At 58.1% G+C, this 26,018-nt stretch carries 24 protein-coding genes; 9 read left to right on the top strand and 15 right to left on the bottom strand.

Going from position 1 to position 26,018, the window contains the following annotated elements:
* The first annotated feature begins 4 nt into the window (after positions 1-4).
* Both hemH and ABR39_RS12770 read left to right on the top strand, forming a co-directional pair.
* Positions 5-967, top strand: coding sequence for a ferrochelatase (gene hemH, locus ABR39_RS12775; RefSeq protein ID WP_014882814.1), 963 nt, complete (start codon positions 5-7; stop codon positions 965-967).
* 62 nt (positions 968-1,029) lie between these two features.
* On the top strand, positions 1,030-2,334 hold the full coding sequence (locus ABR39_RS12770) for an inosine/guanosine kinase (protein WP_047347244.1): 1,305 nt from the start codon (positions 1,030-1,032) through the stop codon (positions 2,332-2,334).
* 104 nt (positions 2,335-2,438) lie between these two features.
* Here the strand turns inward: ABR39_RS12770 and ybaL are convergent, their stop codons facing one another.
* Together ybaL and ABR39_RS12760 are read right to left on the bottom strand one after the other, a co-directional pair.
* The gene (gene ybaL, locus ABR39_RS12765; protein WP_047347243.1) at positions 2,439-4,115 is read right to left on the bottom strand and encodes a YbaL family putative K(+) efflux transporter; all 1,677 of its coding nucleotides are present in this window, start codon (positions 4,113-4,115) and stop codon (positions 2,439-2,441) included.
* 230 nt (positions 4,116-4,345) lie between these two features.
* Complete coding sequence (locus ABR39_RS12760) at positions 4,346-5,566, bottom strand: MFS transporter (protein WP_047347242.1); 1,221 nt, start codon at positions 5,564-5,566, stop codon at positions 4,346-4,348.
* Between the two features lie 169 nt (positions 5,567-5,735).
* Between ABR39_RS12760 and ushA the strand changes: the two genes are divergently transcribed.
* Complete coding sequence (gene ushA, locus ABR39_RS12755) at positions 5,736-7,388, top strand: bifunctional UDP-sugar hydrolase/5'-nucleotidase UshA (RefSeq protein WP_047347241.1); 1,653 nt, start codon at positions 5,736-5,738, stop codon at positions 7,386-7,388.
* A 90-nt stretch (positions 7,389-7,478) separates the two neighbouring features.
* Here ushA and ybaK read toward each other — a convergent pair whose 3' ends face one another.
* The 3 genes from ybaK to copA form a co-directional block, all read right to left on the bottom strand.
* A complete protein-coding gene (gene ybaK, locus ABR39_RS12750; protein ID WP_047347240.1) occupies positions 7,479-7,958 on the bottom strand; it encodes a Cys-tRNA(Pro)/Cys-tRNA(Cys) deacylase YbaK in 480 nt (159 codons plus the stop codon).
* A 200-nt stretch (positions 7,959-8,158) separates the two neighbouring features.
* Positions 8,159-8,953 carry a TraB/GumN family protein gene (locus tag ABR39_RS12745; protein ID WP_047347239.1) on the bottom strand — a complete coding sequence of 265 codons (795 nt, stop codon included), beginning with the start codon at positions 8,951-8,953 and terminating at the stop codon, positions 8,159-8,161.
* A gap of 50 nt (positions 8,954-9,003) precedes the next feature.
* On the bottom strand, positions 9,004-11,502 hold the full coding sequence (copA, locus tag ABR39_RS12740; protein ID WP_047347238.1) for a copper-exporting P-type ATPase CopA: 2,499 nt from the start codon (positions 11,500-11,502) through the stop codon (positions 9,004-9,006).
* A 108-nt stretch (positions 11,503-11,610) separates the two neighbouring features.
* On the opposite strand from copA, the gene cueR reads away from it, so the two are divergent.
* On the top strand, positions 11,611-12,015 hold the full coding sequence (gene cueR, locus ABR39_RS12735) for a Cu(I)-responsive transcriptional regulator (protein ID WP_047347237.1): 405 nt from the start codon (positions 11,611-11,613) through the stop codon (positions 12,013-12,015).
* Here the strand turns inward: cueR and ABR39_RS12730 are convergent.
* The 3 genes from ABR39_RS12730 to ABR39_RS12720 are packed head-to-tail and all read right to left on the bottom strand — an operon-like array spanning position 12,012 to position 14,277.
* Positions 12,012-12,470 (bottom strand): NfeD family protein, encoded by a 459-nt coding sequence (locus ABR39_RS12730; protein WP_047347236.1) that lies wholly within the window; start codon positions 12,468-12,470, stop codon positions 12,012-12,014. The two genes, cueR and ABR39_RS12730, sit on opposite strands and share 4 nt — an antisense overlap.
* Positions 12,467-13,381, bottom strand: a complete 915-nt coding sequence (locus ABR39_RS12725; protein ID WP_047347235.1) for an SPFH domain-containing protein — start codon at positions 13,379-13,381, stop codon at positions 12,467-12,469. Before ABR39_RS12725 ends, ABR39_RS12730 begins: the two co-directional genes overlap by 4 nt.
* Before the next feature lie 44 nt (positions 13,382-13,425).
* Positions 13,426-14,277, bottom strand: a complete 852-nt coding sequence (locus ABR39_RS12720) for a hypothetical protein (RefSeq protein ID WP_047347234.1) — start codon at positions 14,275-14,277, stop codon at positions 13,426-13,428.
* Positions 14,278-14,420: 143 nt separating this feature from the next.
* Between ABR39_RS12720 and fetA the strand changes: the two genes are divergently transcribed.
* Positions 14,421-15,092 carry an iron efflux ABC transporter ATP-binding subunit FetA gene (gene fetA, locus ABR39_RS12715; RefSeq protein ID WP_047347233.1) on the top strand — a complete coding sequence of 224 codons (672 nt, stop codon included), beginning with the start codon at positions 14,421-14,423 and terminating at the stop codon, positions 15,090-15,092.
* Complete coding sequence (gene fetB, locus ABR39_RS12710) at positions 15,085-15,867, top strand: iron efflux ABC transporter permease subunit FetB (RefSeq protein ID WP_047347232.1); 783 nt, start codon at positions 15,085-15,087, stop codon at positions 15,865-15,867. The genes fetA and fetB overlap by 8 nt, the downstream gene beginning before the upstream one ends.
* Positions 15,868-15,917: 50 nt before the next feature.
* On the opposite strand, the gene ABR39_RS12705 is transcribed toward fetB, so the two are convergent.
* The 3 genes from ABR39_RS12705 to tesA are packed head-to-tail and all read right to left on the bottom strand — an operon-like array spanning position 15,918 to position 18,253.
* Complete coding sequence (locus ABR39_RS12705) at positions 15,918-16,772, bottom strand: co-chaperone YbbN (RefSeq protein ID WP_047347231.1); 855 nt, start codon at positions 16,770-16,772, stop codon at positions 15,918-15,920.
* Positions 16,773-16,830: 58 nt separating this feature from the next.
* Entirely contained in the window at positions 16,831-17,601 is a 771-nt protein-coding gene (locus ABR39_RS12700; RefSeq protein ID WP_047347230.1) for an SDR family oxidoreductase, read from the bottom strand.
* 28 nt (positions 17,602-17,629) lie between these two features.
* Positions 17,630-18,253, bottom strand: coding sequence for a multifunctional acyl-CoA thioesterase I/protease I/lysophospholipase L1 (gene tesA / locus ABR39_RS12695; RefSeq protein ID WP_047347391.1), 624 nt, complete (start codon positions 18,251-18,253; stop codon positions 17,630-17,632).
* On the opposite strand from tesA, the gene ybbA reads away from it, so the two are divergent.
* The 3 genes from ybbA (at position 18,224) to ABR39_RS12680 (ending at position 22,650) form a co-directional block, all read left to right on the top strand.
* Positions 18,224-18,910: a putative ABC transporter ATP-binding protein YbbA gene (ybbA, locus tag ABR39_RS12690; RefSeq protein WP_047347390.1), complete on the top strand. Its 687-nt coding sequence runs from the start codon at positions 18,224-18,226 to the stop codon at positions 18,908-18,910. The genes tesA and ybbA overlap by 30 nt on opposite strands.
* A complete protein-coding gene (ybbP, locus tag ABR39_RS12685; RefSeq protein WP_047347229.1) occupies positions 18,907-21,321 on the top strand; it encodes a putative ABC transporter permease subunit YbbP in 2,415 nt (804 codons plus the stop codon). The genes ybbA and ybbP overlap by 4 nt, the downstream gene beginning before the upstream one ends.
* A gap of 183 nt (positions 21,322-21,504) precedes the next feature.
* Complete coding sequence (locus ABR39_RS12680) at positions 21,505-22,650, top strand: porin (RefSeq protein WP_047347228.1); 1,146 nt, start codon at positions 21,505-21,507, stop codon at positions 22,648-22,650.
* 125 nt (positions 22,651-22,775) lie between these two features.
* On the opposite strand, the gene mnmH is transcribed toward ABR39_RS12680, so the two are convergent.
* From mnmH to ABR39_RS12660, 4 genes are all read right to left on the bottom strand, one after another.
* Positions 22,776-23,846 carry a tRNA 2-selenouridine(34) synthase MnmH gene (gene mnmH, locus ABR39_RS12675; RefSeq protein ID WP_047347227.1) on the bottom strand — a complete coding sequence of 357 codons (1,071 nt, stop codon included), beginning with the start codon at positions 23,844-23,846 and terminating at the stop codon, positions 22,776-22,778.
* A gap of 85 nt (positions 23,847-23,931) precedes the next feature.
* Entirely contained in the window at positions 23,932-24,999 is a 1,068-nt protein-coding gene (gene purK, locus ABR39_RS12670) for a 5-(carboxyamino)imidazole ribonucleotide synthase (protein WP_047347226.1), read from the bottom strand.
* Complete coding sequence (purE, locus tag ABR39_RS12665) at positions 24,996-25,505, bottom strand: 5-(carboxyamino)imidazole ribonucleotide mutase (protein ID WP_047347225.1); 510 nt, start codon at positions 25,503-25,505, stop codon at positions 24,996-24,998. The genes purK and purE overlap by 4 nt, the downstream gene beginning before the upstream one ends.
* Positions 25,506-25,676: 171 nt before the next feature.
* Positions 25,677-25,886: a YdgH/BhsA/McbA-like domain containing protein gene (locus ABR39_RS12660; RefSeq protein ID WP_047347224.1), complete on the bottom strand. Its 210-nt coding sequence runs from the start codon at positions 25,884-25,886 to the stop codon at positions 25,677-25,679.
* Positions 25,887-26,018: the final 132 nt, after the last annotated feature.

Here is a 26,018-nt window from a genome sequence, read left to right as displayed (position 1 = left end):
GTGAATGAGTCAGGCGAAAACCGGCATCCTGCTTGCCAATCTGGGCACTCCAGAAGCACCTACATCAGACGCGGTAAAACGCTACCTGCGACAATTTTTAAGCGACACGCGCGTCGTGGATTTTCCGCGACTGCTGTGGTGGCCGCTGCTGCGTGGCGTCATTCTGCCGATCCGTTCTCCGCGCGTCGCCAAACTCTATCAGTCCGTCTGGATGGAAGAGGGCTCTCCGCTGATGGTCTACAGCCGTCGCCAGGAAAAGGCGCTGGCTGCCCGCCTGCCGGATATGCCCGTCGCGCTTGGTATGAGCTACGGAAAACCGTCCCTCGAAAGCGCGGTGGAATCCCTGCTGGCGCAGGGCGTGGACCACATCGTCGTGCTGGCGCTCTATCCGCAGTACTCGTGCTCGACGGTGGCTGCCGTCTGGGATGAACTGGCGCGCATTCTGGCGACCCGCCGCCGTATACCGGGCGTGACCTTTATTCGCGATTACGCGGATAACGACCTCTACATCAAGGCGCTTGCCAACAGCGCGCGCGCGTCGTTTGAAAAGCACGGCGAGCCGGATCTGCTGCTGCTCTCCTACCATGGGATCCCGCAGCGTTTCGCCAACGAAGGGGATGATTACCCGCAGCGCTGCCGCGATACCACCCGCGAGCTGGTTTCTGCCCTCGGCCTGCCGCCGGAGAAGGTGATGATGACCTTCCAGTCGCGCTTCGGTCGCGAGCCGTGGCTGACGCCGTACACCGATGAAACCCTTAAAATGCTGGGAGAGAAGGGCGTGAAGCACATTCAGGTGATGTCGCCGGGCTTCTCGGCAGACTGTCTGGAAACGCTGGAGGAGATCGCGGTGCAAAACCGGGAATTTTTCCTTGAGGCTGGCGGTGAGAAGTACGAGTACATTCCGGCACTTAACGACTCGCCTGAGCATATCGACATGATGGTCTCGCTGGTGACAAACAGCCGCTGATCGCACTGCGGGCCGGGTTTGTGCTACCATTCCCGGCCTCTATTCTTTGCACAGTTCAGACCATGAAATTTCCCGGTAAACGTAAATCTAAACACTACTTCCCCGTTGATGCCCGCGATCCGCTCCTGCAGCAAATTCAGCCAGAAAATGAAACCAGCGCGGCATGGGTCGTCGGTATCGATCAGACGCTGGTGGACATTGAAGCGAAAGTGGATGATGCGTTTGTCGCCCGTTACGGTCTGAGCGCCGGGCACTCTCTGGTGATCGAAGACGACGTTGCCGAAGCGCTCTATCAGGAGCTGGTGCGTGAAAATCTGATCACCCATCAGTTCGCCGGTGGCACCATCGGCAATACTATGCACAACTACTCCGTGCTGGCCGACGACCGCTCGGTTCTGCTCGGCGTGATGTGCAGCAATATTGAGATTGGCGGCTACGCCTACCGCTATTTGTGTAACACCTCCAGCCGCACCGATCTGAACTACCTTCAGGGCGTCGACGGGCCTATTGGCCGCTGCTTTACGCTTATCGGAGAGTCCGGCGAGCGCACCTTTGCCATCAGCCCGGGGCATATGAACAAGCTGCGTGCCGAGAGTATTCCGGAAGAGGTGATCGCAGGCGCCTCGGCGCTGGTACTGACCTCGTACCTGGTGCGCTGCAAGCCGGGCGAGCCAATGCCGGACGCAACCATGAAGGCGATTGAGTACGCGAAGAAATACAACGTGCCCGTCGTTCTGACGCTGGGCACCAAATTCGTGATTGCCGATAACCCAGAGTGGTGGCAGGCCTTCCTGAAAGAGCACGTCTCCATTCTGGCAATGAATGAAGAAGAGGCGGAAGCGCTGACCGGTGAGAGCGATCCGCTGCTGGCGTCAGATAAAGCGCTGGACTGGGTGGATCTGGTGCTCTGCACCGCCGGCCCTGTCGGTCTGTATATGGCAGGCTTTACGGAAGAAGAGAGCAAACGCAAAACTCAGCACCCGCTGCTGCCTGGCGCGATTGCCGAGTTCAACCAGTACGAGTTCAGCCGCGGTATGCGCCATCAGGATTGCATCAACCCGCTGCGGATCTACTCTCACATCGCGCCATACATGGGCGGACCGGAGAAGATCATGAACACCAACGGCGCGGGCGACGGCGCGCTGGCCGCGCTGCTGCACGACATTACCGCCAATGCCTACCACAAAACCAACGTACCGAACTCCAGCAAGCACAAGTTCAGCTGGCTGACCTATTCGTCGCTGGCGCAGGTATGCAAATACGCGAACCGCGTAAGCTACCAGGTGCTGAACCAGCACTCACCGCGCTTAACGCGTGGCCTGCCGGAACGGGAAGACAGCCTCGAAGAGGCGTACTGGGATCGGTAAAAGAAAACCCCTCACCCTAACCCTCTCCCCATAGGGGAGAGGGAACTCGAACACCCTCTCCCCTATGGGGAGAGGGCTGGGGTGAGGGGACCAGACCGCACAAGCTAGCCCGTCACCCCTTCTTCAACCGGCGGATTCTCCAGCAGCGTCAGCATCGTGTTCGCAATCTCACGCTCGCCCATCACTACCTTATTCGCACCGCGCTCGGTGATATATTCCACCTCGTCGTCATAATGCGCCCGGGCGATAATCTCAATCGTTGGGCACTTCTCGCGCGCGGAGGCCACAATCTCACCCGCTTCATAGCCGTTTGGTATGGTCAGCAGCAGCCAGCGGGCGCAGTCCAGATGCGCCAGGTTCATGATCTCTTCGTTCGCCGCGTTGCCCAGCACCGCCCGAATGCCGCGCTCGCGCAGCTCGTCGACGCGGGAGCGCGACGTTTCAATCACCACCAGCGGAATGCCCTGCGCCATCAGCTTCTCGCCGAGGAGGCTGCCCACGCGGCCAAAGCCGACCAGCAGGGCGTGGTTGCAAATATCCACCGGGATCTGCTTCTCTTCTTCGATGGCCTCTTCCAGGGTCTGCTCTTCCAGCGTTTCGGTTTTATCGAGGTATTTTTCCAGCAGGGCAAATAGCACCGGGTTCAGCATAATCGACAGGATCGCGCCCGCCAGCACCAGGTTTTGCCCGGCCTGCGGCAGCAGGTTCAGGGCCATACCCAGACCTGCCAGAATAAAGGCGAACTCGCCAATCTGCGCCAGGCTGGCGGCGATGGTCAACGCCGTACGTGGGGAGTGACCGAACATTCGCACCAGGAAGAAGGCGGCGAGCGACTTACCAAAGATAATGATTGCCAGCGTGCCCAGCACGGCCAGCGGCTGGTGAATCAGAACCATCGGATCAAACAGCATTCCGACGGAGACGAAGAACAGCACGGCAAAGGCGTCGCGCAGCGGCAGGGTGTCGTGCGCCGCGCGGTGGCTCAGCTCTGATTCGTTCAGCACCATCCCGGCGAAGAACGCGCCCAGGGCAAAGGAGACGTCAAACAGCTCAACGGCACCAAACGCGATACCCAGCGCCAGCGCCAGCACGGAGAGGGTAAACAGCTCGCGTGAGCCGGTCGCCGCGCTGCGGGACATGATCCACGGTACCAGACGGCGGCCCACCAGCATCATGATGGCGATAAACGCCACCACTTTCCCGATGGTGATGCTCATATCCAGCGCCAGCGAAGCGAAGCCGACATTGTCTTTTTCCATCATGCCGGCGACGGCAGGCAGCAGCACCAGCGTCAGCACCATGACCAGGTCTTCAACAATTAGCCAGCCTATCGCGATTTGCCCGCGCTGGCTGTCTATCAGCTGTCTCTCTTCAAGCGCACGCAGCAGCACCACGGTACTGGCGGTTGAGAGACACAGCCCAAATACGATACCGGTCATTAACGACCAGCCCAGTAAGGCCGAAAGCGCCATCCCCAGCAGCGTCGCCACCCCTATCTGGGCGATCGCTCCGGGTATGGCAATCGACTTTACCGCCATCAAATCCTTCAGGGAAAAATGCAGGCCGACGCCAAACATCAGCAGAATCACGCCCAATTCCGCCAGCTCAGGGGCCAGTTTGGTATCCGCAACGAAGCCTGGCGTAAACGGTCCCGCCAGTACGCCCGCTAACAGATAGCCGACAAGAGGAGAAATACGCAATTTATTAGCAATCATGCCGAGGATAAAAGCGAGCACAAGTCCACCAACAATGGTGGTGATAAGCGGTGTGGCGTGGTGCATTCCGTCTCCTTTCGTTGTGGGTGTTCCTTTTTGGTGAAAAACCAAAAAACCGAGTAATAGTTTATGACAATTTTTACTCTTGTGTTTATGAATAATTGTTGAATTTTGAATAAAACAGCAATATGCGCCCAAAAAAGCGCATTTTGATAAATTCAGGGAGGAGATGAAGAAGAAACCCTTATGGCATCAGGGTATCAGGTAGCCAAAGTTAAACTTTGGCTACCGGTTATTTACGCTTTGTGGCGGTTATCAGGCAAGAATATGGTCAACATCCCAAGAAGTGGCAGGAAAGCGCAGATTTTATAAACCAGGAAGATGCTCGTGTGATCCGCAACCATCCCTAACACCGCGGCACCAAGCCCGCCCATGCCAAAGGCAAAGCCGAAAAAGAGCCCGGAAACCATACCGATACGCCCAGGCAGCAACTCTTGGGCATAGACCAGAATGGCGGAAAAGGCGGATGCGAGGATAAAACCAATAATCACGGTTAAAATTCCCGTCCATTCAAGGCTGGCGTACGGCAAAATAAGGGTAAACGGCGCGACGCCGAGGATAGAGCCCCAAATAACATATTTACGCCCAATCTTATCCCCTACGGGCCCGCCAATGACCGTGCCGGCCGCGACGGCGAACAGGAAGGCAAACAGGTGAATCTGGGCATTCTGTACCGATAATCCGAATTTTTGCATCAGGTAAAAGGTGTAATAGCTGCTGATGCTCGCCATATAGAAGTATTTCGAGAAAATCAGCACCAGCAGCACGGAAACCGCCAGGATAACCTTATTGCGCGGAAGGGGATTGATAACCTTCGCTTTGGGTTTACCTTTGTTCACCCGATGCTGAGCGGCATACCAGCGGCTGATCTGCGCCAGCACGACAATGGCCAGCAGCGCCGCCAGGACAAACCATGCCACGTTGCCTTTGCCGTAAGGGGCAATAATTACCGCGGCCAGCAGCGGGCCCAGGGAGCTACCGAAGTTACCGCCTACCTGGAAGAGCGACTGCGCCAGACCGTGACGCCCGCCAGAGGCCATACGCGCCACGCGGGAAGACTCCGGATGGAAAACGGACGAGCCGGTGCCCACCAGCGCGGCAGCAATCAGCACGGCCTCAAAGCTCCCCGCCATGGCCAGCAGCACCAGCCCGCTTAAGGTAAAGCACATGCCTATCGGCAGCGACCACGGCATCGGGTATTTGTCCGTCCAGTAGCCTACCACCGGCTGCAGCAGCGAGGAGGCCAGCTGGAAGGTCAGGGTGATCATCCCGATCTGCACGAAGGTGAGGGAGAACTCGGACTGCAGCAGCGGATAAATGGCCAGAATCAACGACTGGATCATGTCGTTGAGCAGGTGCGAAAGGCTGATTGCGCCTAATACTTTAAAGGAGGTGCGCGATGATGGCGGCGACGCCGGCGCGCCCGGAACGGGCTGGGTTGATTCACTGATTGCCATAGAGAGAATTACCACGTCTTTAGTTATTAGAAATGCAGAGTGTAATTATTATCCGACTAACATACCCGCCCGGGACATTTGAAGAAAGTCGCAATTCTGAAAACTTATTTGTCTATTCTTGTTAGTCACTGTAATTTTTGCCTTTGTCTATTGGTCAGGGAGAGAGAAGATGAAGTTAATGAAGCGGGGCGTCGCGCTGGCGCTCATCGCCGCATGGGGCCTGGTAAGCCTGCCCGCGCAGGCGTATGAAAAAGACAAAACCTATAAAATCACCATTCTGCATACTAACGATCACCACGGTCACTTCTGGCGCAGTGAATACGGCGAATATGGCCTGTCGGCTCAAAAAACGCTGGTGGATAGCATTCGCAAAGAGGTGGCAGCCCAGGGCGGCAGCGTGCTGTTGCTGTCGGGCGGCGATATCAATACCGGCGTGCCGGAATCCGACCTACAGGACGCCGAACCTGATTTTCGCGGCATGAACCTGATTGGCTACGACGCGATGGCCGTCGGTAACCATGAGTTTGATAATCCACTGAGCGTGCTGCGTCAGCAGGAGAAGTGGTCAAAATTCCCGTTCCTCTCCGCCAATATTTACCAGAAAAGCACCGGCGAGCGTCTGTTTAAACCGTGGGCGCTGTTTAAGCGTCAGGATCTGAAAATCGCGGTCATTGGCTTAACCACCGACGATACGGCGAAAATTGGCAACCCCGAGTTCTTTACCGATATCGAATTCCGCAAACCGGCAGACGAAGCGAAGCTGGTGATTCAGGAGCTGCAGCAAAACGAAAAGCCGGACGTGATAATTGCCACCACGCACATGGGGCATTACGACAACGGCGAGCACGGCTCTAACGCGCCCGGCGACGTGGAGATGGCGCGCAGCCTGCCTGCGGGCTCGCTGGCGATGATTGTGGGTGGTCACTCACAAGATCCGGTGTGTATGGCCTCGGAGAACAAAAAGCAGGTGGACTACGTGCCGGGCACGCCGTGCGCGCCAGACCGTCAGAACGGTATCTGGATTGTCCAGGCGCACGAGTGGGGCAAATACGTGGGCCGGGCGGACTTCGAGTTCCGTAACGGTGAGATGAAGCTGGTCCATTACCAGCTCATTCCGGTCAACCTGAAGAAGAAGGTTACATACCCTGACGGGAAAAGTGAGCGCGTACTTTACACCCCAGAGATTCCAGAAAACCAGCAAATGCTCTCCCTGCTGACGCCATTCCAGAACAAAGGCAAGGCGCAGCTGGACGTGAAAATCGGCACGCTGAACGGGCGTCTGGAAGGGGACCGCAGTAAGGTTCGCTTCGTGCAGACCAACATGGGCCACCTGGTGCTGGCGGCGCAAATGGCGCGCACCGGGGCTGACTTCGGCGTAATGAGCGGCGGCGGCATTCGTGACTCTATCGAAGGTGGAAACATTACCTATAAAGACGTCCTGAAGGTGCAGCCGTTCGGTAACCTGGTGGTCTATGCCGACATGAGCGGGAAAGAGGTCATTGACTATCTGACTGCCGTGGCGCAGATGAAGCCGGATTCCGGGGCTTACCCGCAGTTTGCCAACGTCAGCTTTGTGGCGAAAGACGGCAAGCTTAACGACCTGAAGATCAAAGGCGAACCGGTTGACCCGGCTAAAACGTACCGCCTGGCGACCTTGAGTTTTAACGCCACCGGCGGTGACGGCTATCCGCATATCGATAATAAACCGGGCTACGTGAATACCGGCTTTATCGACGCGGAAGTGCTGAAGCAGTTCATCGAGCAGAATTCGCCGATTGACGTGAATGCGTATGAGCCGAAAGGCGAGGTGAGCTGGCAGTAGTGCGGTTGTTTTGCCGGGTGGCGGCTACGCCTTACCCGGCCTACATTCGAATCGTAGGCCCGGTAAGCGCAGCGCCACCGGGCAATTTTCTCAATCTCTGCGTGCAATATCCGCAAACTTCGCGTCCAGCATTTTCGCCAGATCGCCCGCGGCCAGCTCAATATCCAGCCCGCGTTTGCCACCGGATATAAAGATGGTTTCAAATTGCTGAGAAGGGGCATCAATCAGCGTCGGCAGGCGTTTTTTCTGCCCGAGCGGGCTGATCCCGCCCACCAGGTAGCCCGTGGTGCGTTGCGCAACCATCGGATCGGCCATATCCACCTTCTTCGCCCCCAGGGCTTTAGCGACTTTTTTCAGATCCAGCTGGCCCGCCACCGGGGTGACCGCGACGGCGAGGTGTTTCATGTCGCCATTCACCGCAACCAGCAGCGTTTTGTAAACCTGGTCCGCGTTCAGGCCCAGCTTGCGCACCACTTCATCACCAAAGTTGGTTTCATTCGGATCGTGATCGTAAGTATGGATCCGGAAAGAAATGTTGTTTTTTTCGAGTAATTTAACGGCGGGAGTCATAGCTATCCTTCTTACGACAGACAAATCATGTCAACAGCATACGCCTGACGTTTGTCTAAAAAATAGCACCATCTTGCGCAATAGTATTGGCAGTGATGGTCACTTTGAGCGACAATCGGCTCAACCGAAGGTCTCCTTCGGCATAATAAAAACGATGAAATTCCTCTTTGACGGGCCAATAGAAATATTGGCCATTTTTTTTATTTCAGCAGCGACGGCAAATTCCCTTCCCCGTACAAATGTAACGCCCCAACCGCCACCACGTAATGCCCCGCAGGCAGAGCATGCAGCGTCTCCCGCCAGGCTTTGTTGCGCGCGTTCATCAGCACATCATATAACGATTCGCTGAACGTTGACGGTAAGGCCAGCTTACCGTCCGCAGGCGGCGCATCCAGCCACCAGCCAATCATGGTCTGCAGCAGTCGCGCGTTGGTGTGCCAGTGGGTCAGCGTATCGTCCAGCAGCATAAGGCCGTCGTCGGGAAGCTGCCGCAGGAGCGCAATCTGGCTGTCCGTCCCTTCCAGCTCGATGATGGGCAGACGGCGCGCCCTTGCCACGTTCAGCAGCTGGTAATCAATGCCGTAATCACCGCGCAGGCCCAGACGCTGTGCCTGCGTGGCCTGCAGCACCATCGCGATTTGCCAGAGCGGCAGGGTGTCAATCATGGAGAGCGAGACGCCCGTTTCATCGGCGACGCGGGTCAGTTCCGCAAGCTGGGTTTCATCCAGGCGTTCTGCCAGCGTGAGATCGCTCTCCAGCCCGGCAAACGGCGACTCGTGGCCAGAAATGTCCGCCTCAACGACCAGCGCATCGGCGCGTTTCAGCAGTTTAACCAGCGCGGGCGGCAGGGGAGACATATCCTGCGTGCCCATATGGATACTGCCCACCAGGTGCAGGTGTTGCCCGCCGGGGAGGGAGATATCCAGACCCGGCCAGGCGTAACGGCGAGGAAAGAGGGCGCGAAACGATGTTTTTATACGATTAAACAGACCCATACGCGCTCCATGAATGGAAAGGTTCATGCTAGCGCGTACGAGTACAAGGTTCAATCTTTCGGTTTAAAGCGCAGCAGCCGGTTGGCGTTGCTCACTACGGTGATGGAGGAGAGCGCCATCGCCGCACCCGCGACCACCGGATTAAGCAGCGTGCCGGTCAGCGGCCACAAAATGCCGGCAGCAATCGGGATACCGAGCGAGTTATAGATAAATGCCCCCAGCAGGTTCTGCTTCATGTTGCGCAACGTGGCTTTCGAAATGGCCAGCGCGTCGGCAACGCCCATCAGGCTATGGCGCATCAGCGTAATGGCAGCGGTTTCAATGGCTACGTCGCTCCCGCCACCCATGGCAATCCCCACGTCCGCCTGGGCCAGCGCCGGGGCATCGTTGATGCCGTCGCCGACCATCGCCACCTGACGACCCTGTTGCTGCAGGTTCTTAATCGCATCCGCTTTGCCGTCCGGCAGGACGCCTGCAATCACCTCATCAATTCCTGCTTCTTTCGCGATGGCGTTGGCGGTGGTCGGGTTATCCCCGGTCAGCATCACCAGACGGTAGCCCGCGCGGTGCAGACGCGCCAGGGCATCTACGCTGTCCTGGCGCAGCGGATCGCGAACGGCCAGCAGCGCGGCGGCTTTGCCATCTACCGCAAGGAGAACCGGCGTGGCGCCCTGTGACGCCTGCGCTTTTAGCTCGCTCTCCAGCGCGGAGGTATCAATACCGTTTTCATTAAGCAATGCCTGGTTGCCCAGCAGCAGCGCGTGGCCCTCTGCCTCACCGCTTACGCCGAGCCCGCGCAGGGTGCGGAAGCTGCTGACCTGCGGCAGGGCAGCATCATTCGCTTTATCAAGGATGGCGCGCGCCAGCGGATGGCTTGAGCCTTGCTCCAGCGCGGCGGCGAGCCGCAGCGCCTCCTCTTCGGCAATGCCTGCGGTCGTGACGGCCACCACCTGCGGTTTGCCTTCGGTGAGCGTGCCGGTTTTATCAAACACCAGCGTGTCGAGCGTGCTGGCCCGCTGCAGCGCGTCCGCGTCCCGCACCAGCACGCCAAACTCGGCCGCGCGGCCTACGCCGGAGATAATCGACATCGGCGTCGCCAGGCCAAGGGCGCAAGGACAGGCGATGATCAGCACCGTGGTGGCGATCACCAGGGTATAAACAATCTGCGGGGCAGGGCCGAAAACGTACCAGATCGCCGCGCTCAGCAGGGCAATACCGACCACCACCGGCACAAAAATGGCGGAAATTCTGTCAGCGAGCTGGCCAATTTCCGGCTTGCTGCTCTGCGCCTGACGCACCATGCGAATAATACGCGACAGCGTAGTATGGCTGCCGACGGCGCTGGCGGTGAACAGCACGCTGCCGTCCTGTACCACCGTCCCGGCATGAACGGCGTCGCCGTCTGATTTCTGCTGGGGAATGGGCTCGCCGGTCAGCATCGCTTCATCCAGCCAGGCTTCGCCCTGCGTTATCTTACCGTCAACGGGAACGCGATCGCCCGTGGTCAGGCGCAGCGTCATGCCGGGCTGAACCTCGGCCAGCGGAACGCTCTTTTCCCCTGCGTCCGTGACCACGCGCGCGGTTGGCGGGGTTAAATCGAGCAATCTTTCCAGCGCTTTCGAGGAGCGCTGGCGGGCGCGGGCTTCCAGCATATGGCCTAAGTTGATCAGGCCGATAATCATCGCGCTCGCTTCATAATAGAGATGCCGCGCTTCCATCGGGAACCACTGGGGCCAGACGTTCACGCTCATGGAGTACAGCCATGCCGCACCCGTGCCGAGGGCGACCAGCGTATCCATCGTCGCGGTGCGGTTTTTCAGGCTCTTCCAGGCGCTGGTATAGAAATGACCGCCCGCGAAGATCATCACGCCCAGGGTAATGACGCCAATCACCAGCCACAGCGTGCGGTTGTCGTCGGTGACCATCATGTTGTCGCCGATCATCCCCCACACCATCACCGGAATACCCACCAGCAGGGCGACAATCGCCTGCCAGCGGAAGCGCTTCATGGTGGCGATAGCCGTTTCCTGCTGGCGCTCGCGGCGTTCGGCGTCATCTTCGATGGCCTCCGCCCCGTAGCCCGCTTTTTCAACGGCCTGCACTAAATCTGCTGCGGAGGCGCTGCCCATCACCAGCGCAGTGCGCTCCGCGAGGTTGACCCGTGCCTGCGCGACGCCCGGTACCGCCTGCAAGGCGTTTTGTACCCGGGAGACGCAGCTGGCGCAGCTCATGCCGTTGATCAGCAGCTGTTGGCTGTCATCAATATCATCAGCTGCCGGAAGCTCAGGAGTGGCCGCTGTCAGCGCTTCCGACGGGGATGATGACTCTGCCAGCGGTTTAGCCTTTGGGTGGCTTAGCTCCGCCCCGTAGCCGGCCTGCTTGATGGTATCAATCAGCGCATCCGCGCTGGCGCTGCCGGTGACGGCGGCACGATCGATACTGACTTCAGCGCTTTCGACATCAGGGCGCTGTTCCAGACTTTCTTTAACGCGTTTGACGCAGTGGCCGCAGGAGAGGCCGTCCAGCGTCAGGTCAATAGTGTGAGACATAACAAAACTCCCGTATAATATTTTGGTCAGTTGTTGACCGGAGTAACGCTTTTCACTAACTGTTATGAAGGTTAAACCTTCCATCAAGGGGAAGGTCAAGGGGGAAATGTGAATATTAGCGATGTGGCAAAAAAAACCGGTTTAACCAGCAAAGCGATTCGCTTTTATGAAGAGAAGGGGCTGGTGACGCCGCCGCTGCGCAGTGAAAACGGCTACCGCAGCTACACGCAGCTGCATCTGGATGAACTGACGCTGCTGCGCCAGGCAAGACAGGTCGGTTTTAACCTGGAAGAGTGCGGCGAGCTGGTTAACCTGTTCAACGATCCGAAGCGTCACAGCGCAGACGTGAAAAAACGCACCTTGGAAAAAGTGGCCGAGATTGAACGCCATATCACCGAGCTGCAGGCGATGCGCAAGCAGCTGCTACAGCTCGCGGAATCCTGTCCGGGAGATGACAGCGCCGACTGCCCGATTATCGATAATCTTGCCGGCTGCTGTCATCGTAAGGCTTAAGCCTGGCAGGCTTTGACCCGCAGGGTAATACCTTCCACCGCAATGACCTCAACCCGCGTTCCGGCGCTGAGGTCGTCGTCGGCGACCACCGGCCACGAGCTGTCGCCCACGCGCATATGTCCCCGCCCGTTCACCAGCGCGGCGTCGAGCGTAAAACGCTGGCCGACAATCTGCTGTCCGCGCTGGTTGAGATGCGCATCCACCGGCTTCTGCTCGCTAACCCGTCGGTTAAGCCAGCGCCACCACAGCCACGCGGCCACCAGCGTCAGCACGGCAAACAACGCGCCCTGCCACGCCCAGTCAAGCGGCAAAATCCACACGAGCAGCCCGGTAATGACCGCGGCGACACCGCTCCAGAGCAGGTAGCCATTGCCGCCCAGCATCTCAGCGGCCAGCAATAAACCCCCGAGGCTTAGCCAGAAAGCGTGAGGATGTGCGACGATGAGCTCAATCATTTTTTACGCTCGTTTCCGCTGTCTTTGATAAGCTCGGCAATACCGGCGATAGAGCCCATCAGGCTGCTGGCCTCCAGCGGCATCATCACCACTTTGCTGTTATTCGCGGAGCCGATCTCTTTCAGCGCGTCGGTATATTTTTGCGCGACAAAGTAGTTCACGGCCTGGATATCACCGGCGGCAATCGCCTCTGACACCATCTGGGTGGCACGGGCTTCCGCCTCGGCTGAACGTTCACGCGCTTCCGCCTGTAAAAATGCGGACTGACGGTCGCCTTCCGCTTTCAGGATCTGCGACTGTTTTTCCCCTTCTGCTTTGAGGATCTCAGCCTGACGTACCCCTTCGGCTTCCAGAATGTAGGCACGCTTGGTTCGCTCGGCCTTCATCTGCGCGTTCATGGAGGCAATCAGCTCCGCCGGCGGGCGCACGTCGCGGATCTCAATACGGGTGACTTTGATCCCCCACGGGTTCGTTGCCTCATCGACAATATGCAGCAGGCGGGTATTGATGCTGTCGCGCTGGGAAAGCATCTCGTCCAGCTCCATCGAGCCCAGCACGGTACGGATGTTGGTCATCGTCAGGTTGACGATCGCCAGCTCCAGGTTGCTGACCTCATAGGCCGCTTTCGGCGCGTCAATTACCTGAATAAAGCAGACGGCGTCAATGGTGACGTTGGCGTTATCCTTCGAGATCACTTCCTGAGAAGGAATATCCAGCACCTGTTCCATCATGTTGATCTTGCGGCCGATTCTGTCCATGAACGGAACAATCAGGCTTAGGCCAGGCTGGAGCGTATTGGTATAGCGGCCGAAACGCTCGACGGTCCACTGATAGCCCTGTGGGACAATTTTGACGCCTGCGCCCACGATAACGAGCGCAACGAAAATAAGGACGGGAATAACGATAAGCATAAAAACCTCCTGTTTTGCATGCTGTGACGAGTGAAAGTGTGTGTTTATTGCTCGTAAGTATAGGTAAAGTCAGAGATGAATCCATCACCCGCCTTTGCGATGGCTTTGGATAATCCCTGGTAGTAATTCTCCAGCCCCAGCGCTTCGATATGCTGGATCTGTTCGCGAATGGGGGCGCAGAACAGTACGGCATTCCCTGCCTCAACGCGCTTGTTGTTAGGTGGAAGGTCGCCCGCGATGGCTTTGAACCACGTTCGGATACCCTGCTTTAAGCTGTGCGGCGCTTTTGCCAGATTATCCATTCCCGTCAGGACCTGCAGGGTGGGGAACTCATCGGCCATCACGGCGGTTTTCATGCGCGCAAAGAACTGGCTGAACAGCTCAAACGAGCCCAGATCGGTGACGCGGGGCTTGGTCGTTTTACCGTTTTTATTGCCGATTTTACCTGCCGCAGACGCCGAGGCCGGCACCGCGTTCACTTTTTCCAGCTCCAGCCCAAATAGCAAATTGCAGTGCGCGCGGCGGGCTTTCAGCGGGTAGGTCATCAGGACGTCAATGAACTGGGTTGCTTTCACTTCCGCAAGGTCGTGGTTGATAAGCCACTGGGTGCGAGAAAATTCAGCCGGAGAGACGAACCAGTCAGGCACCTCGTTAAAACGCTTTGATTTTCCTTTGCCGTCAAATTCAAGGAAGTGTGTCCCGTTGTCGAAGGCGAAATAGCAATTTTTGAAACTGCCGATCGTGGTGTTCACGATGAGCGCCTTCTTAACAAAATCGACCACCTCTGCACCAATGACAAAACGCGTGAGTTCCGAAGATTTGATGACTTCCATTAATGTTTCGACATCAGGAACACCAGGCTTCAGGGAAGGGAACTCATAAAAGATGTGTGCCATGCTGCATACTTCCTGTAGTGATGGTGGTGACAAATGACAAACAAAAAGTTTAACACTTGCTTTAGCGTGAGGCTATTCGCTCTGTGCGCACGAAAGGATTATGCTACAGGCGGTTATGACAAAAAGCGGTTAACGGAAGCGCAATGAACGATAAAAAAAACTTAATACATCTCAGGGATGTCGGGTTTCGTGTCGGGGAAAACACCATCCTTCAGCACGTCGAGTTTTGCCTGTCGCCGGGCGAGTTTAAATTAATAACGGGCCCTTCAGGCTGTGGTAAAAGCACGCTGCTGAAGATTGTGGCCTCCTTGCTCAGCCCCACTGAGGGCACCATTCTGTTTGAAGGCCAGGATATTGCGTCACTTTCTCCGGAAAGCTATCGCCAGCAGGTTTCCTATTGTGTGCAAACCCCCACGCTTTTTGGCGATACGGTCTATGACAACCTGATTTTCCCGTGGCAAATCCGTCAAAAAACGCCGGAGCCGGAAAAATTCACCCGGGATCTGGCCCGCTTTGGCCTTGCGGAGGAGACGTTAACCAAATCCATTAATGCGCTGTCGGGCGGTGAAAAGCAGCGCGTCTCGCTCATCCGCAACCTGCAGTTTTTACCGAAGGTGCTGCTGCTGGATGAAATTACCAGCGCGCTTGATGACGCCAACAAACGCAACGTTAACGAGATTATTCATCGTTACGTCCGCGAGCAGAATATTGCCGTGCTGTGGGTGACGCACGACGCCAGCGAAATTACCCATGCGGATGACGTGATTACGCTCCAGCCGCACGGTGGAAAAATGCAGGAGGCAAACCGTGGGTGAGCATAATATTACCAATGAATCCCTGGCGTTTTCGATGGTGCTGGTGCTGATTGCGATTGTGGTCAGCTACCGCGAAAAGCTGGGGCTGGAAAAAGATATTGTGTGGAGTATCTGCCGCGCGGTGATTCAGCTCATCATCGTCGGCTATGTGCTGAAGTACATCTTCAACGTCAACCACGCGGTCCTGACGCTGCTGATGGTGCTCTTTATCTGCTTTAACGCGGCCTGGAATGCGCAAAAGCGCAGTAAATACATTGATAAGGCGTTTATCTCATCGTTTATCGCGATTACCACCGGGACGGCGCTCACGCTGGCGGTGCTGGTACTCTCCGGCTCGATTGAGTTTACGCCGATGCAGGTTATCCCTATCTCGGGGATGATTGCGGGGAACGCCATGGTGGCCGTTGGGCTCTGTTATAACAACCTTGGCCAGCGTTTCAGCAGCGAACAGCAGCAGCTGCAGGAGAAACTAAGCCTGGGGGCCACGCCAAAAGTGGCCTCGGCGCGGCTGATTCGTGAAAGCATTCGTTCATCGCTGATCCCGACGGTGGATTCCGCCAAAACGGTTGGGCTGGTGAGCCTGCCGGGCATGATGTCGGGGCTGATTTTTTCGGGTATCGATCCGGTAAAAGCGATTAAGTATCAGATCATGGTGACGTTTATGCTGCTCTCCACGGCAAGCCTGTCAACCATCATTGCCTGCTACCTGACCTATCGGAAGTTCTACAACGCGCGCCACCAGCTGGTGGTGACGCAGTTGAAAAAGTCGGAATAAACCGTCTTTTGTAGGCCCGGTAAGCGTTAGCGCCACCGGGCATTTTTTTGTTAGTAGAGCAACGCGTACAGCTGACGACGGTACTTCGACGCCAGCGCGTCGCCGGTGCCCAGCGCGGCGAGGATCTCCTGGAACATCTTGCGCGCCTGGCCGTCTGCGGCGGCGAGGTCTTTTTGCAGATGGCTAAACAGCAGCTCCAACGCCTCTTCGTTGCGTCCCACCTGATGTAACTGCAACGCCAGCTGGCTTGCCAGCGCGGCGTCGGCCGGGTTATCGGCAACCTGCTGCTGCAGCTGCTGAATCTCCGGGGTGTCCGCGGCCTGCTTCAGCAGCTCAATCTGCGCCACCAGGCCCTGATAGCGGGTGTCCTGATCCTGCAGCGGAACGGTCTTGAGTACGGCCTCCGCGTCTTCCGAGCGGTGCAGGGCGATCTGCGTTTCTGCCAGCAGCAGGCCAATCTGGCTGTTCTGCTTCGACAGCTGCCACGCGTCTTTGAGCAGCGGCAGCGCCTCGTCATATTTGCCTTCCTGCATCAGCGCCATGCCTTCCTGCGCTTTCAGCTCTTCTTCGCGCGGCAGCACTTTATCCAGCAGAGCACGGATTGCCTCTTCCGGCTGCGGCCCCTGGAAGCCGTCAACGGGCTGACCGTTCTGGAACAGATAGACGGTGGGAATGGCGCGCAGGCCAAACTGAGACGCGACCATCGGCTCTGCGTCACAGTCCAGCTTGGCAAGAATGAACTGACCGTTGTACTGGGCGGCAAGGCTTTCCAGTACCGGCGTCAGCTGCAGACAGTGTTGGCTGCGTTCAGACCAGAAGTAGAACAGGACCGGTTTGGTCATCGACTGTTCAAGGGTCTGTTGCAGGTTTGCTTCAGTAATATTGACGATATTCTGTACGGACATGCGGCTTTCTCTTTTGTCGGTTTGTTCTTTACATGGGGATGCGCGACGTCGCTTCAACTCAACCGTGTAAAATTTTGTCCATCATCCGGCCCGGCAGCAGGCGTTTTAACCAGCCTACGGCGTGGGTGACCAGCGTGACCGGATAGCGCATTTTAGGGTGTTCGCTTTCAAAAGCATGGCGCACTTTGGCAACAACCGCTTCGGGCCCGAGGGTAAAGCGTGCGGCAATGCCGGGGTTCTCGACCGGTTTATCCGCCTGCGTCTGGTTCACGTTGTCGGTAAAGCGGGTGCGGATCGGGCCGGGTTCAATCAGGCTAACCTTAATGCCGCTGTGGCGCAGCTCCATGCGCAGGGCGTCGGACCAGGCCTCCAGCGCATATTTGCTGGCGGCGTAGGCGCCGCGGCCTGGGGTTGAAATTAACCCCATCACCGACGATGTCATCACGATGCGCCCTTCACCGTGCGGCAGCATCGCGGGGAGCAGACGCATGGTGAGCTGATGTACGCCGAAGAAGTTGGTCGAAAACTGCTTCTCCAGCGTTTCGCGGGAGAGCGTATCCAGCGGGCCATACACGCCGTAACCGGCATTGTTAAAGAGCCCGTAAAGACGATTGTCGGTCAGCGCGATGACCTCATCAGCGGCGCGCTCAACGCTCTCCGGCGAGTCCATATCCAGCAGCACGCCGGTAAGGCCCAGCCCGTTCATGCGTTCGACATCGTCGGGTTTGCGGCAGGCCGCCAGAACCCGAAATCCCTGGCGCTTTAGTTCAAGCGCGCTTTCAAGGCCGATTCCACTGGAACATCCTGTAATTAAGACCGATTTTTGCATAACTTTACCTGTCAGGATCTCCGCTTAATCAGGAGTCATGTTTAACTAAAGGAGCCAGCCGCGTTGCCATCCAGTCGGCAATAAACGGCTGAGCATCGCGATTGGGGTGGATCCCGTCGTCTTGCATCCATTGGGGTTTGAGATAGACCTCTTCCATGAAAAATGGCAGCAGCGGAATATCAAACTCTTTGGCAAGCTTAGGGTAGATCGCGCTAAAAGCCTCATTATACCGACGACCGTAGTTGGCGGGCAGGCGAATTTGCATCAGCAGCGGCTGGGCGTTTGCCGCCCTGATGTCCTGCAAAATGGTGCGCAGCGTTTGCTCCGTTTGCTGAGGCTGAAAACCGCGCAGGCCATCATTACCGCCAAGCTCAACCAGCACCCAGCGCGGCTGATGCTGTTTGAGCAGCGCAGGCAGGCGCGATAAACCCTGCTGAGAGGTATCGCCGCTGATGCTGGCGTTGATAACCGACGTCTTGCTCTGCCACTTGTCATTGAGCAGGGCGGGCCAGGCCGCGCTGGCCGCCATGCGGTAGCCTGCGCTCAGGCTGTCGCCAAGAACCAGTAACGTGTCCGCTGCCGCCGCGCGGAAGGTCATCAGAATCAAAAACAGGAAGGGCAAATGCCAGCGGAAAACAGTGTTGAAGTTCATCATCTTAAGAAGTCCGTCGGTCAGGGGGAACACGAGCTTTCCATCCTTACTGGAGTTGAACTCGTTGTCAAACGCGCTGAAACCATCGCGCTGATTGGCGAATCCGGTTCCGGTAAGTCCACGCTGCTGGCGATTTTGGCCGGTCTGGACGACGGCAGCAGCGGCGAAGTCCACCTGGTTGGGAAACCGCTGCATCAGCTTGATGAAGAGGCGCGGGCCGCGCTGCGCGCGCGTCACGTTGGTTTTGTTTTTCAATCTTTTATGCTGATCCCGACGCTGAACGCGCTGGAAAACGTCGAACTCCCGGCGCTTCTGCGCGGGGAAAATAGCCGTGAAAGCCGCGCTCACGCGAAGGCGCTGCTTGAACAGCTCGGTCTGGGGAAACGTCTCGACCATCTTCCCGCGCAGCTTTCTGGCGGTGAGCAGCAGCGCGTGGCGCTGGCTCGGGCGTTTAACGGCCGCCCGGAAGTGCTGTTTGCCGATGAGCCCACCGGTAACCTTGACCGTAAAACCGGTGACAGGATTGCCGACCTGCTGTTTTCGCTCAACCGCGAGCACGGTACCACGCTGATCCTCGTGACCCACGATCCGCAGCTCGCCGCCCGCTGCGACCGTCGCCTGCGGCTGGTTAACGGTATTCTTCAGGAGGAGGCATGATTACCCGCTGGTTCTGGCGCGAGTGGCGCTCGCCCTCGCTGCTGATTGTCTGGCTGGCGTTAAGCCTGGCGGTGGCCTGCGTGCTGGCGCTCGGCAGCGTCAGCGACCGGATGGAAAAAGGGCTCAGCCAGCAGAGCCGGGAGTTTATGGCGGGAGACCGGGCGCTGCAAAGCTCGCGCGCCGTTCCGCCGGGCTGGATTGACGAGGCGCGCACGCTGGGGCTGAAGGTGGGAGAACAGATTACCTTCCAGACGATGACCTTCGCGGGCGACACGCCGCAGCTGGCAAGCGTCAAAGCCGTCGATGATATCTACCCAATGTACGGTGAACTGCAGACCAGCCCGCCCGGGCTGAAGCCAGAGCCCGGCACGGTACTGCTGGCCCCGCGGCTGATGGCGCTCCTGAATCTGAAAACCGGCGACAGTATCGACGTGGGTGATGCCACGCTGAAAATCGCCGGGGAAGTGGTGCAGGAGCCCGACTCCGGCTTTAACCCGTTCCAGCTTGCGCCACGTTTGATGATGAATACCGCTGACGTGGCGAAAACCAACGCCGTGCAGCCGGGCAGCCGCGTCACCTGGCGCTATAAGTTTGGCGGCACGCCTGCGCAGCTTGATACGTATGAAAAATGGCTTCTGCCGCAGTTGAAGCCGGAACATCGCTGGTACGGGCTGGAGCAGGACGAGGGGGCGCTCGGCAAATCTCTTGAACGTTCTCAGCAGTTCCTGCTGCTGTCGGCACTGTTAACCCTGCTGCTGGCGGTGGCGGCGGTAGCCGTGGCGATGGGGCACTACTGCCGCAGCCGCTACGACCTGGTGGCGATCCTCAAAACCCTGGGGGCGGGCAGGGCGCAGCTGCGTAAGCTGATTGTCGGCCAGTGGCTGATGTTGCTGATGCTGTCCGCGCTGACCGGCGGGATAATGGGGCTGCTGTTTGAAAAACTGCTGATGGTGATGCTGAAACCGGTGCTCCCGGCCGCATTGCCGCCGGCCAGCTTCTGGCCGTGGCTGTGGGCGATGGGCGCAATGACGGTGATCTCGGTGCTGGTGGGGCTACGGCCCTACCGTCTGCTGCTCGCTACGCAGCCGCTGCGCGTGCTCCGCAACGATGTGGTGGCGAACGTCTGGCCGCTGAAGTTCCACCTTCCGGTGATTATTGCGGTGGCGGTGGGGCTGCTGGCCTGGCTGATGGGGGGCAGCACGCTGCTGTGGGCGGTGCTGGCCGGAGCGGTTGTGCTGGCACTGCTGTGCGGCGTGCTGGGCTGGATACTGCTCAACGTCCTGAAGCGACTGACGGTAAAATCCCTGCCCGTGCGCCTGGCGGTCAACCGTCTGCTGCACCAGCCCTGGTCTACGCTGAGCCAGCTTTCGGCCTTTTCGCTGTCGTTTATGCTGCTGGCCCTGCTGCTGGTGCTGCGCGGCGATCTGCTCGACCGCTGGCAGCAGCAGCTGCCGCCGGAAAGCCCGAACTATTTCCTGATCAATATCGCCCCTGAGCAGGTCGCGCCGCTGAAGGGCTTCCTGTCCGAGCATCATATTATTCCGGAGTCGTTCTATCCCATCGTTCGCGCGCGGCTGACGCAGATCAACGGCCAGCCAACGGAGGGAAACAAAGACGAGTCGCTTAACCGCGAGCTGAACCTGACCTGGCAGGAGAAACGCCCGGATCACAACCCGATTACCGCCGGCACCTGGCCGCCGAAAGCGGGAGAGGTGTCGATGGAAGAGGGGCTGGCGACGCGCCTGAACGTGAAGCCGGGAGATAGCGTCACCTTTACCGGCGATACCCAGGATTTTACCGCGAAAGTCACCAGCCTGCGTAAAGTTGACTGGGAAAGCCTGCGGCCAAACTTCTTCTTTATCTTCCCGCCGGGGGCGCTGGACGGGCAGCCGCAGAGCTGGCTGACCAGCTTCCGCTGGGAGAACGGTAACGGCATGCTGACCCAGCTGAACCGGGAATTCCCGACGGTCAGCCTGCTGGATATCGGCGCGATCCTGAAGCAGGTGGGGCAGGTGCTGGAGCAGGTGAGCCGCGCGCTGGAGGTGATGGTGGTGCTGGTGACAATTTGCGGCGTGCTGTTGCTGCTGGCCCAGGTGCAGGTGGGCATGCGCCAGCGGCATCAGGAGCTGGTGGTCTACCGCACGCTGGGGGCCGGTAAGCGGCTGCTGCGGATGACGCTCTGGAGCGAGTTTGCGCTGCTGGGGCTGGTGGCCGGTCTGGTGGCGGCCATGGGCGCAGAGACGGCGCTGGCGGTGTTGCAGACGAAAGTGTTCGACTTCCCGTGGGAGCCTGACTGGCGCCTTTGGTTGATACTGCCTCTGTGCGGCGCGGTGCTGCTTTCTCTTTGCGGAGGCTGGCTCGGCACGCGGCTGTTAAAGGGCAAAGCCCTGTTCCGTCAGTTTACGAGTTGATTTAGTACAGTGATAATTGCGCGCCGGGTTTTAATACCGGCGCGCAATGCTTAAATAGCACAAAGTGATAATACCCATTCATTTAGTAGCACAAAACATTAAAAACCCGTCCACACAGGCCGATTATTTCCAGTTAATATTCACCAGCTAAATATTTAGCAGCGTGTCTATTAAGGAAAAATAATGACTATAAAAAAATCAGCGCTGGCGGCAACGATCGGCGCGGCAGTGGCATTCACGTCCTTCGCTTCTCAGGCGGAAATCACCGTTCTTAAACAGGATCCTCAGGCGGGTAACCCGCTGAGCCGCCTGAACTTCACCGTTGGCGGCAGTATCCGTCCTCAGTTCCAGAACATGACCGGCGACGACGGTAAAAACAGCTACAAGCGTAACGGCTTCGACGGCGGCACCCGTTTCCGTTTCGCAGCAGATTACTACCTGTTTGATGACATCAGCTGGATCAGCTACTACGAGCTGGGTGTGAACATTCCTGCGCAGTTTAACTGGGATCACCACTACGCCGAAGGTGCGCACGACACCACGCGTCGTATGCTCTACACCGGTCTGAAGAGCGACACCTGGGGTACGCTGACCTTCGGTCAACAGAACAGCGTTTACTATGACGTGGTTGGCGTGAAAACCGATATCTGGGACTATGACATGATTGGTCAGGCGCCAGGTAACGGGATCAACGGCGACTACGACGGTTCTTATCGTTCACGCCAGATGCTGAAATATAAGAAAACCGTGGGCGATGCTGACATTTATGCATCCTACCTGTTTGAAGACAGCGAATACCTGCCGGGCAACGGCCTGCGCTACAAGCGTAAAGGCGGCGGTTCACTGGGTCTGGATTACCACCTGACCACCGATCTGACCTGGGGCGCCGCGTGGAACTACACCCGTGCGGATATGCGTAACCCGGACAACGGCGACAGCAAATCCTACGACCAGAACATCCTCGGTACCGCGCTGAGCTGGACGCCGGATAACTGGACCTTCTCCGCAGGCGGCGGCTGGTATCAGAACTTCCTGACCACCAAAAAAGTGTCTGTAAACGACTACTTTGCGGGTGACGCCTGGGGTATTGAATACTTCGCGGGTTACAAATTCCCAGTCGGGCAGTACGCGGTTAAATCCATCCAGCCATACTTCATGGGCGACCGTATTGAGTACGTGAACGGCCGTAACTACCAGCGCATCGACAACGGCGTGGGTATCAGCTTCCAGCTGGATTACGGTTTCCGCGTGGATTACGAACACGTGTTCACCTCCAGCACCGACAACCTGGGCGACATGAACCTGGTGCGTCTGCGTTACGACTTCTAAGTCGTCATGTTGGGTGCGGTCTGATGCCCTCACCCTGACCCTCTCCCACGGGGAGAGGGAACAAACATTAAAAACGGCAACCCTGGTTGCCGTTTTGCTTTTACCTCGCCACCCGGCTCTATTTTTCAGCGATCAAGCCACTCCGCAACTTCTCCATACGTCCCGCGATACACAATCTTCTCCGCTTTCTTCTCCAGCTGATAGCCGTACATCGGGTCGTAATAGTCCTTCAGCAGCGGCGCAAGCCAGCTGAAGTGCGCGTCGGTGCTGCCAGAGCGTTGCTGTTCCAGCAGCGCGGAATCTAATAGCGCGGTGAACTCAGCATACCGCTGCAGCCCCAGACGGCGGCGAATGGCGAACAGGCCGTGGTGCAGGTACTCGCTGTACTCTTTCCAGCCCGCTTCCTCGCCGTATGCGGCAGAAAAGTCCGCCCACATATGGTCGAAATACTCTTCGCGCAGGCGCTCAAGACGAATATCAAACGGGTCCTCCACCACGACGATAGGCGCTTCAACCATGCGGTCGCGCAGGCATTCCGGCAGGTGGTTGGAGCCAATCATCCGGCCCTCGTCTTCCAGCACCCAGCGCGCGGCATCTTTTTTCAGCAGCTCAACGGCAAGGTGATTCTCAAAGCTTGCCTGGGAAAGCTGCGGCGTCAGCGTGCGGCCAAACGAGGAACCGCGATGGTGCGCCAGCCCTTCCAGATCGATTCCCTGCGCGTGCTGCTTCACCAGCAGCGTTTTACCGTTTCCGGTACAGCCGCCGATGAGCACCATCGGTTTTTGTGACTGCTCGATGGTCGCCTGAATCGCCGCCTGACGCAGGGCCTTATAGCCGCCGCGGATCAGCGGGTAATCGATACCCGCCTCTTTCAGCCAGGCCTGGGAGATATGCGAGCGCTGGCCGCCGCGCGCGCAGCAGAGAAAGCCCTCAGGATGGGCAAGGCAGGCTTCGCGCCAGGCGTTGATGCGCGCATCGCGCGTCTCACCCTTTACCAGACTATGGCCGAGCGCCAGCGCGGCGTCTGGCCCCTGGCGTTTATAGCAGGTGCCCACGGCGGCGCGTTCGTCGTCGTTCATCAACGGCAGGTTAAGGGCGGCGGGCATCGCGCCCTGGGCAAATTCGATCGGCGCGCGAACGTCGATTAAAGGGGTATCGGACGCGAGGATCGCGCGATAGTCCGTTCCATCGTTCATGGGTATTCCAGAAAAAAGCTAAGCAGCAATGGGCGGGAATTGTACGCCGGGGAAAGAGGAGGTCAACTCCCCGGCGGAGGGCGCGCTATTTAAGCTTTGATTGTGCCCAGACAATGCCGCTCGCATATTCCGGCGGCAGGAGAGGGATCATCGCTTCCAGCGTGGCGCTCAGGCGGTCCGTGTCGCTGTCGTTCAGGTTCAGGTGACCCACTTTACGACCCGCGCGAACCTCTTTGTCATACCAGTGCAGGTGCAGCAGCGGCAGCTTCAGCCAGTCGTAGTTCAGATCGGTGCCGATCAGGTTGATCATCACCGACGGGCTGTTCACCACCGGCTGCGGCAGCGGCAGGTCGGTGATGGCGCGCAGATGCAGTTCGAACTGGCTGATGGACGCACCGTTTTGCGTCCAGTGGCCGCTGTTGTGCACGCGCGGCGCGAGTTCGTTGATCAGCAGACCGGACGGGGTGATAAAGCACTCCATCGCCATGACGCCCACATAGCCGAGTTCGTGCATGATGGCAGAGAGCATATCTTCCGCCTGCGCCTGCTGGTCGGCATTGGCGTGCGGGAAGGCCACGCTGGTGCGCAGGATACCGTCCTGATGCAGGTTATGCGTCAGAGGGTAAAACACCGTGCGGCCATCGTGCCCGCGCGCGCCCACCAGCGACACTTCGCCGCTAAAGTTGATGCCCTGCTCAACGATGCACTCGCCGTAGCAGTCATCCGGCAGCTCGGCGGTGTCGTTCGCGCGCAGACGCCACTGGCCGCGGCCGTCGTAGCCGCCCACGCGGCGCTTCACGATTGCCAGGTCGCCCAGCATCGCGAAGACGTCATTCCACTCGCTTTTATCGGACAGGAGCTGCCACGGCGCGGTCGCAAGGCCGAGCTTGTCGAACAGCTGCTTTTGCGTCAGGCGGTCGGCAATGATCGGGAACACATCGCGGTTAACAAAGGCGTTGTGACGCGCCAGCTCGCGCGTCAGGGCCGTCTCCGGCCAGCGTTCGATCTCGGCGGTAATCACGCTCTGGTGGAACGGCACGGCTTCAGGTTCAGCATCCAGCCCGACGGGCCAGACGGCAATACCCAGCGGTTCACCTGCCTGGCGCAGCATGCGGCCCAGCTGGCCGTTACCGAGGACGCAAACCTGCTTCATGCCGCACCCCGCGGGTCCGGATTGTCCAGCACCTCGTCGGTCTGGGCTTTACGCCACTCCGCCAGACGCTGACGTAACGCGCTATCGTGCGTTGCGAGGATCTGCGCGGCCAGCAGGGCGGCGTTTGCGGCACCCGCTTTGCCAATTGCCAGCGTGCCGACGGGAATGCCGCGCGGCATCTGAACGATGGAGTAGAGGCTATCAACACCGCTCAGTGCGGCGCTTTGTACCGGGACGCCGAGAACCGGCACCAGCGTTTTGGCGGCAATCATGCCTGGCAGATGTGCTGCGCCGCCCGCACCGGCAATGATCACCTCATAACCGTTCTCTTCGGCGCTTTCGGCGAAGCTGAACAGTTTGTCCGGTGTACGGTGTGCGGAGACCACTTCTACGTGGTGCGGAACATTCAGGATTTCAAAGATTTCGGCGGCGAACTGCATGGTAGCCCAGTCGCTTTTGGACCCCATCACGATGGCGACACGCGCCGGATTATTGCGGGAAGACATGCGTCTTAAAACTCCTGTGGTGCGAAACACACTGCTTTCGAGGGCACAGAGAATAGCATGTTATACGGGCAAGGAAAACGGTTGCGCGGTTAAAAGGTGAGCCGTTGTTGCCATCCATTCATAACAAAACAGACCGCGTTCTGGCGGTCTGTTTTCGTTGTTCGGCAATCATTATTTAGTCAGTTCTGCGGTCATGTGCACGCGGTTGTTGAACTGTGCGCTGGTGATTTTGTAAGAGGCGCCCTGTTCAGCGGCCTGTGCAGCAATTTTCGCTTCTGCGCGGTCAAGGGTTGAACCGGTTGCGCTGACGCTCTGAGCGAAAGCACCGAAAGAAGCCAGAGAAAGTGCGGCAACTGCAACGAAAGTTTTGATGGATTTCATGGTCGTATTCCTTAAGTAATTTATCTGGGATAGGGCATGTTGCCCTGATGTGATAAATAATAGACCGACCATGGACTGATTAAAATCGAAACAATTTGCCGATATCGTTCAATTAAATTGAATAAATTTGCG

The sequence above is a fragment of the Enterobacter genomosp. O genome, from assembly GCF_001022965.1.
Classification (GTDB): Bacteria; Pseudomonadota; Gammaproteobacteria; order Enterobacterales; family Enterobacteriaceae; genus Enterobacter; species Enterobacter cloacae_L.
Note: the sequence above shows the minus strand (reverse complement) of the source record. Positions and strands in the feature narration are given on the sequence as shown.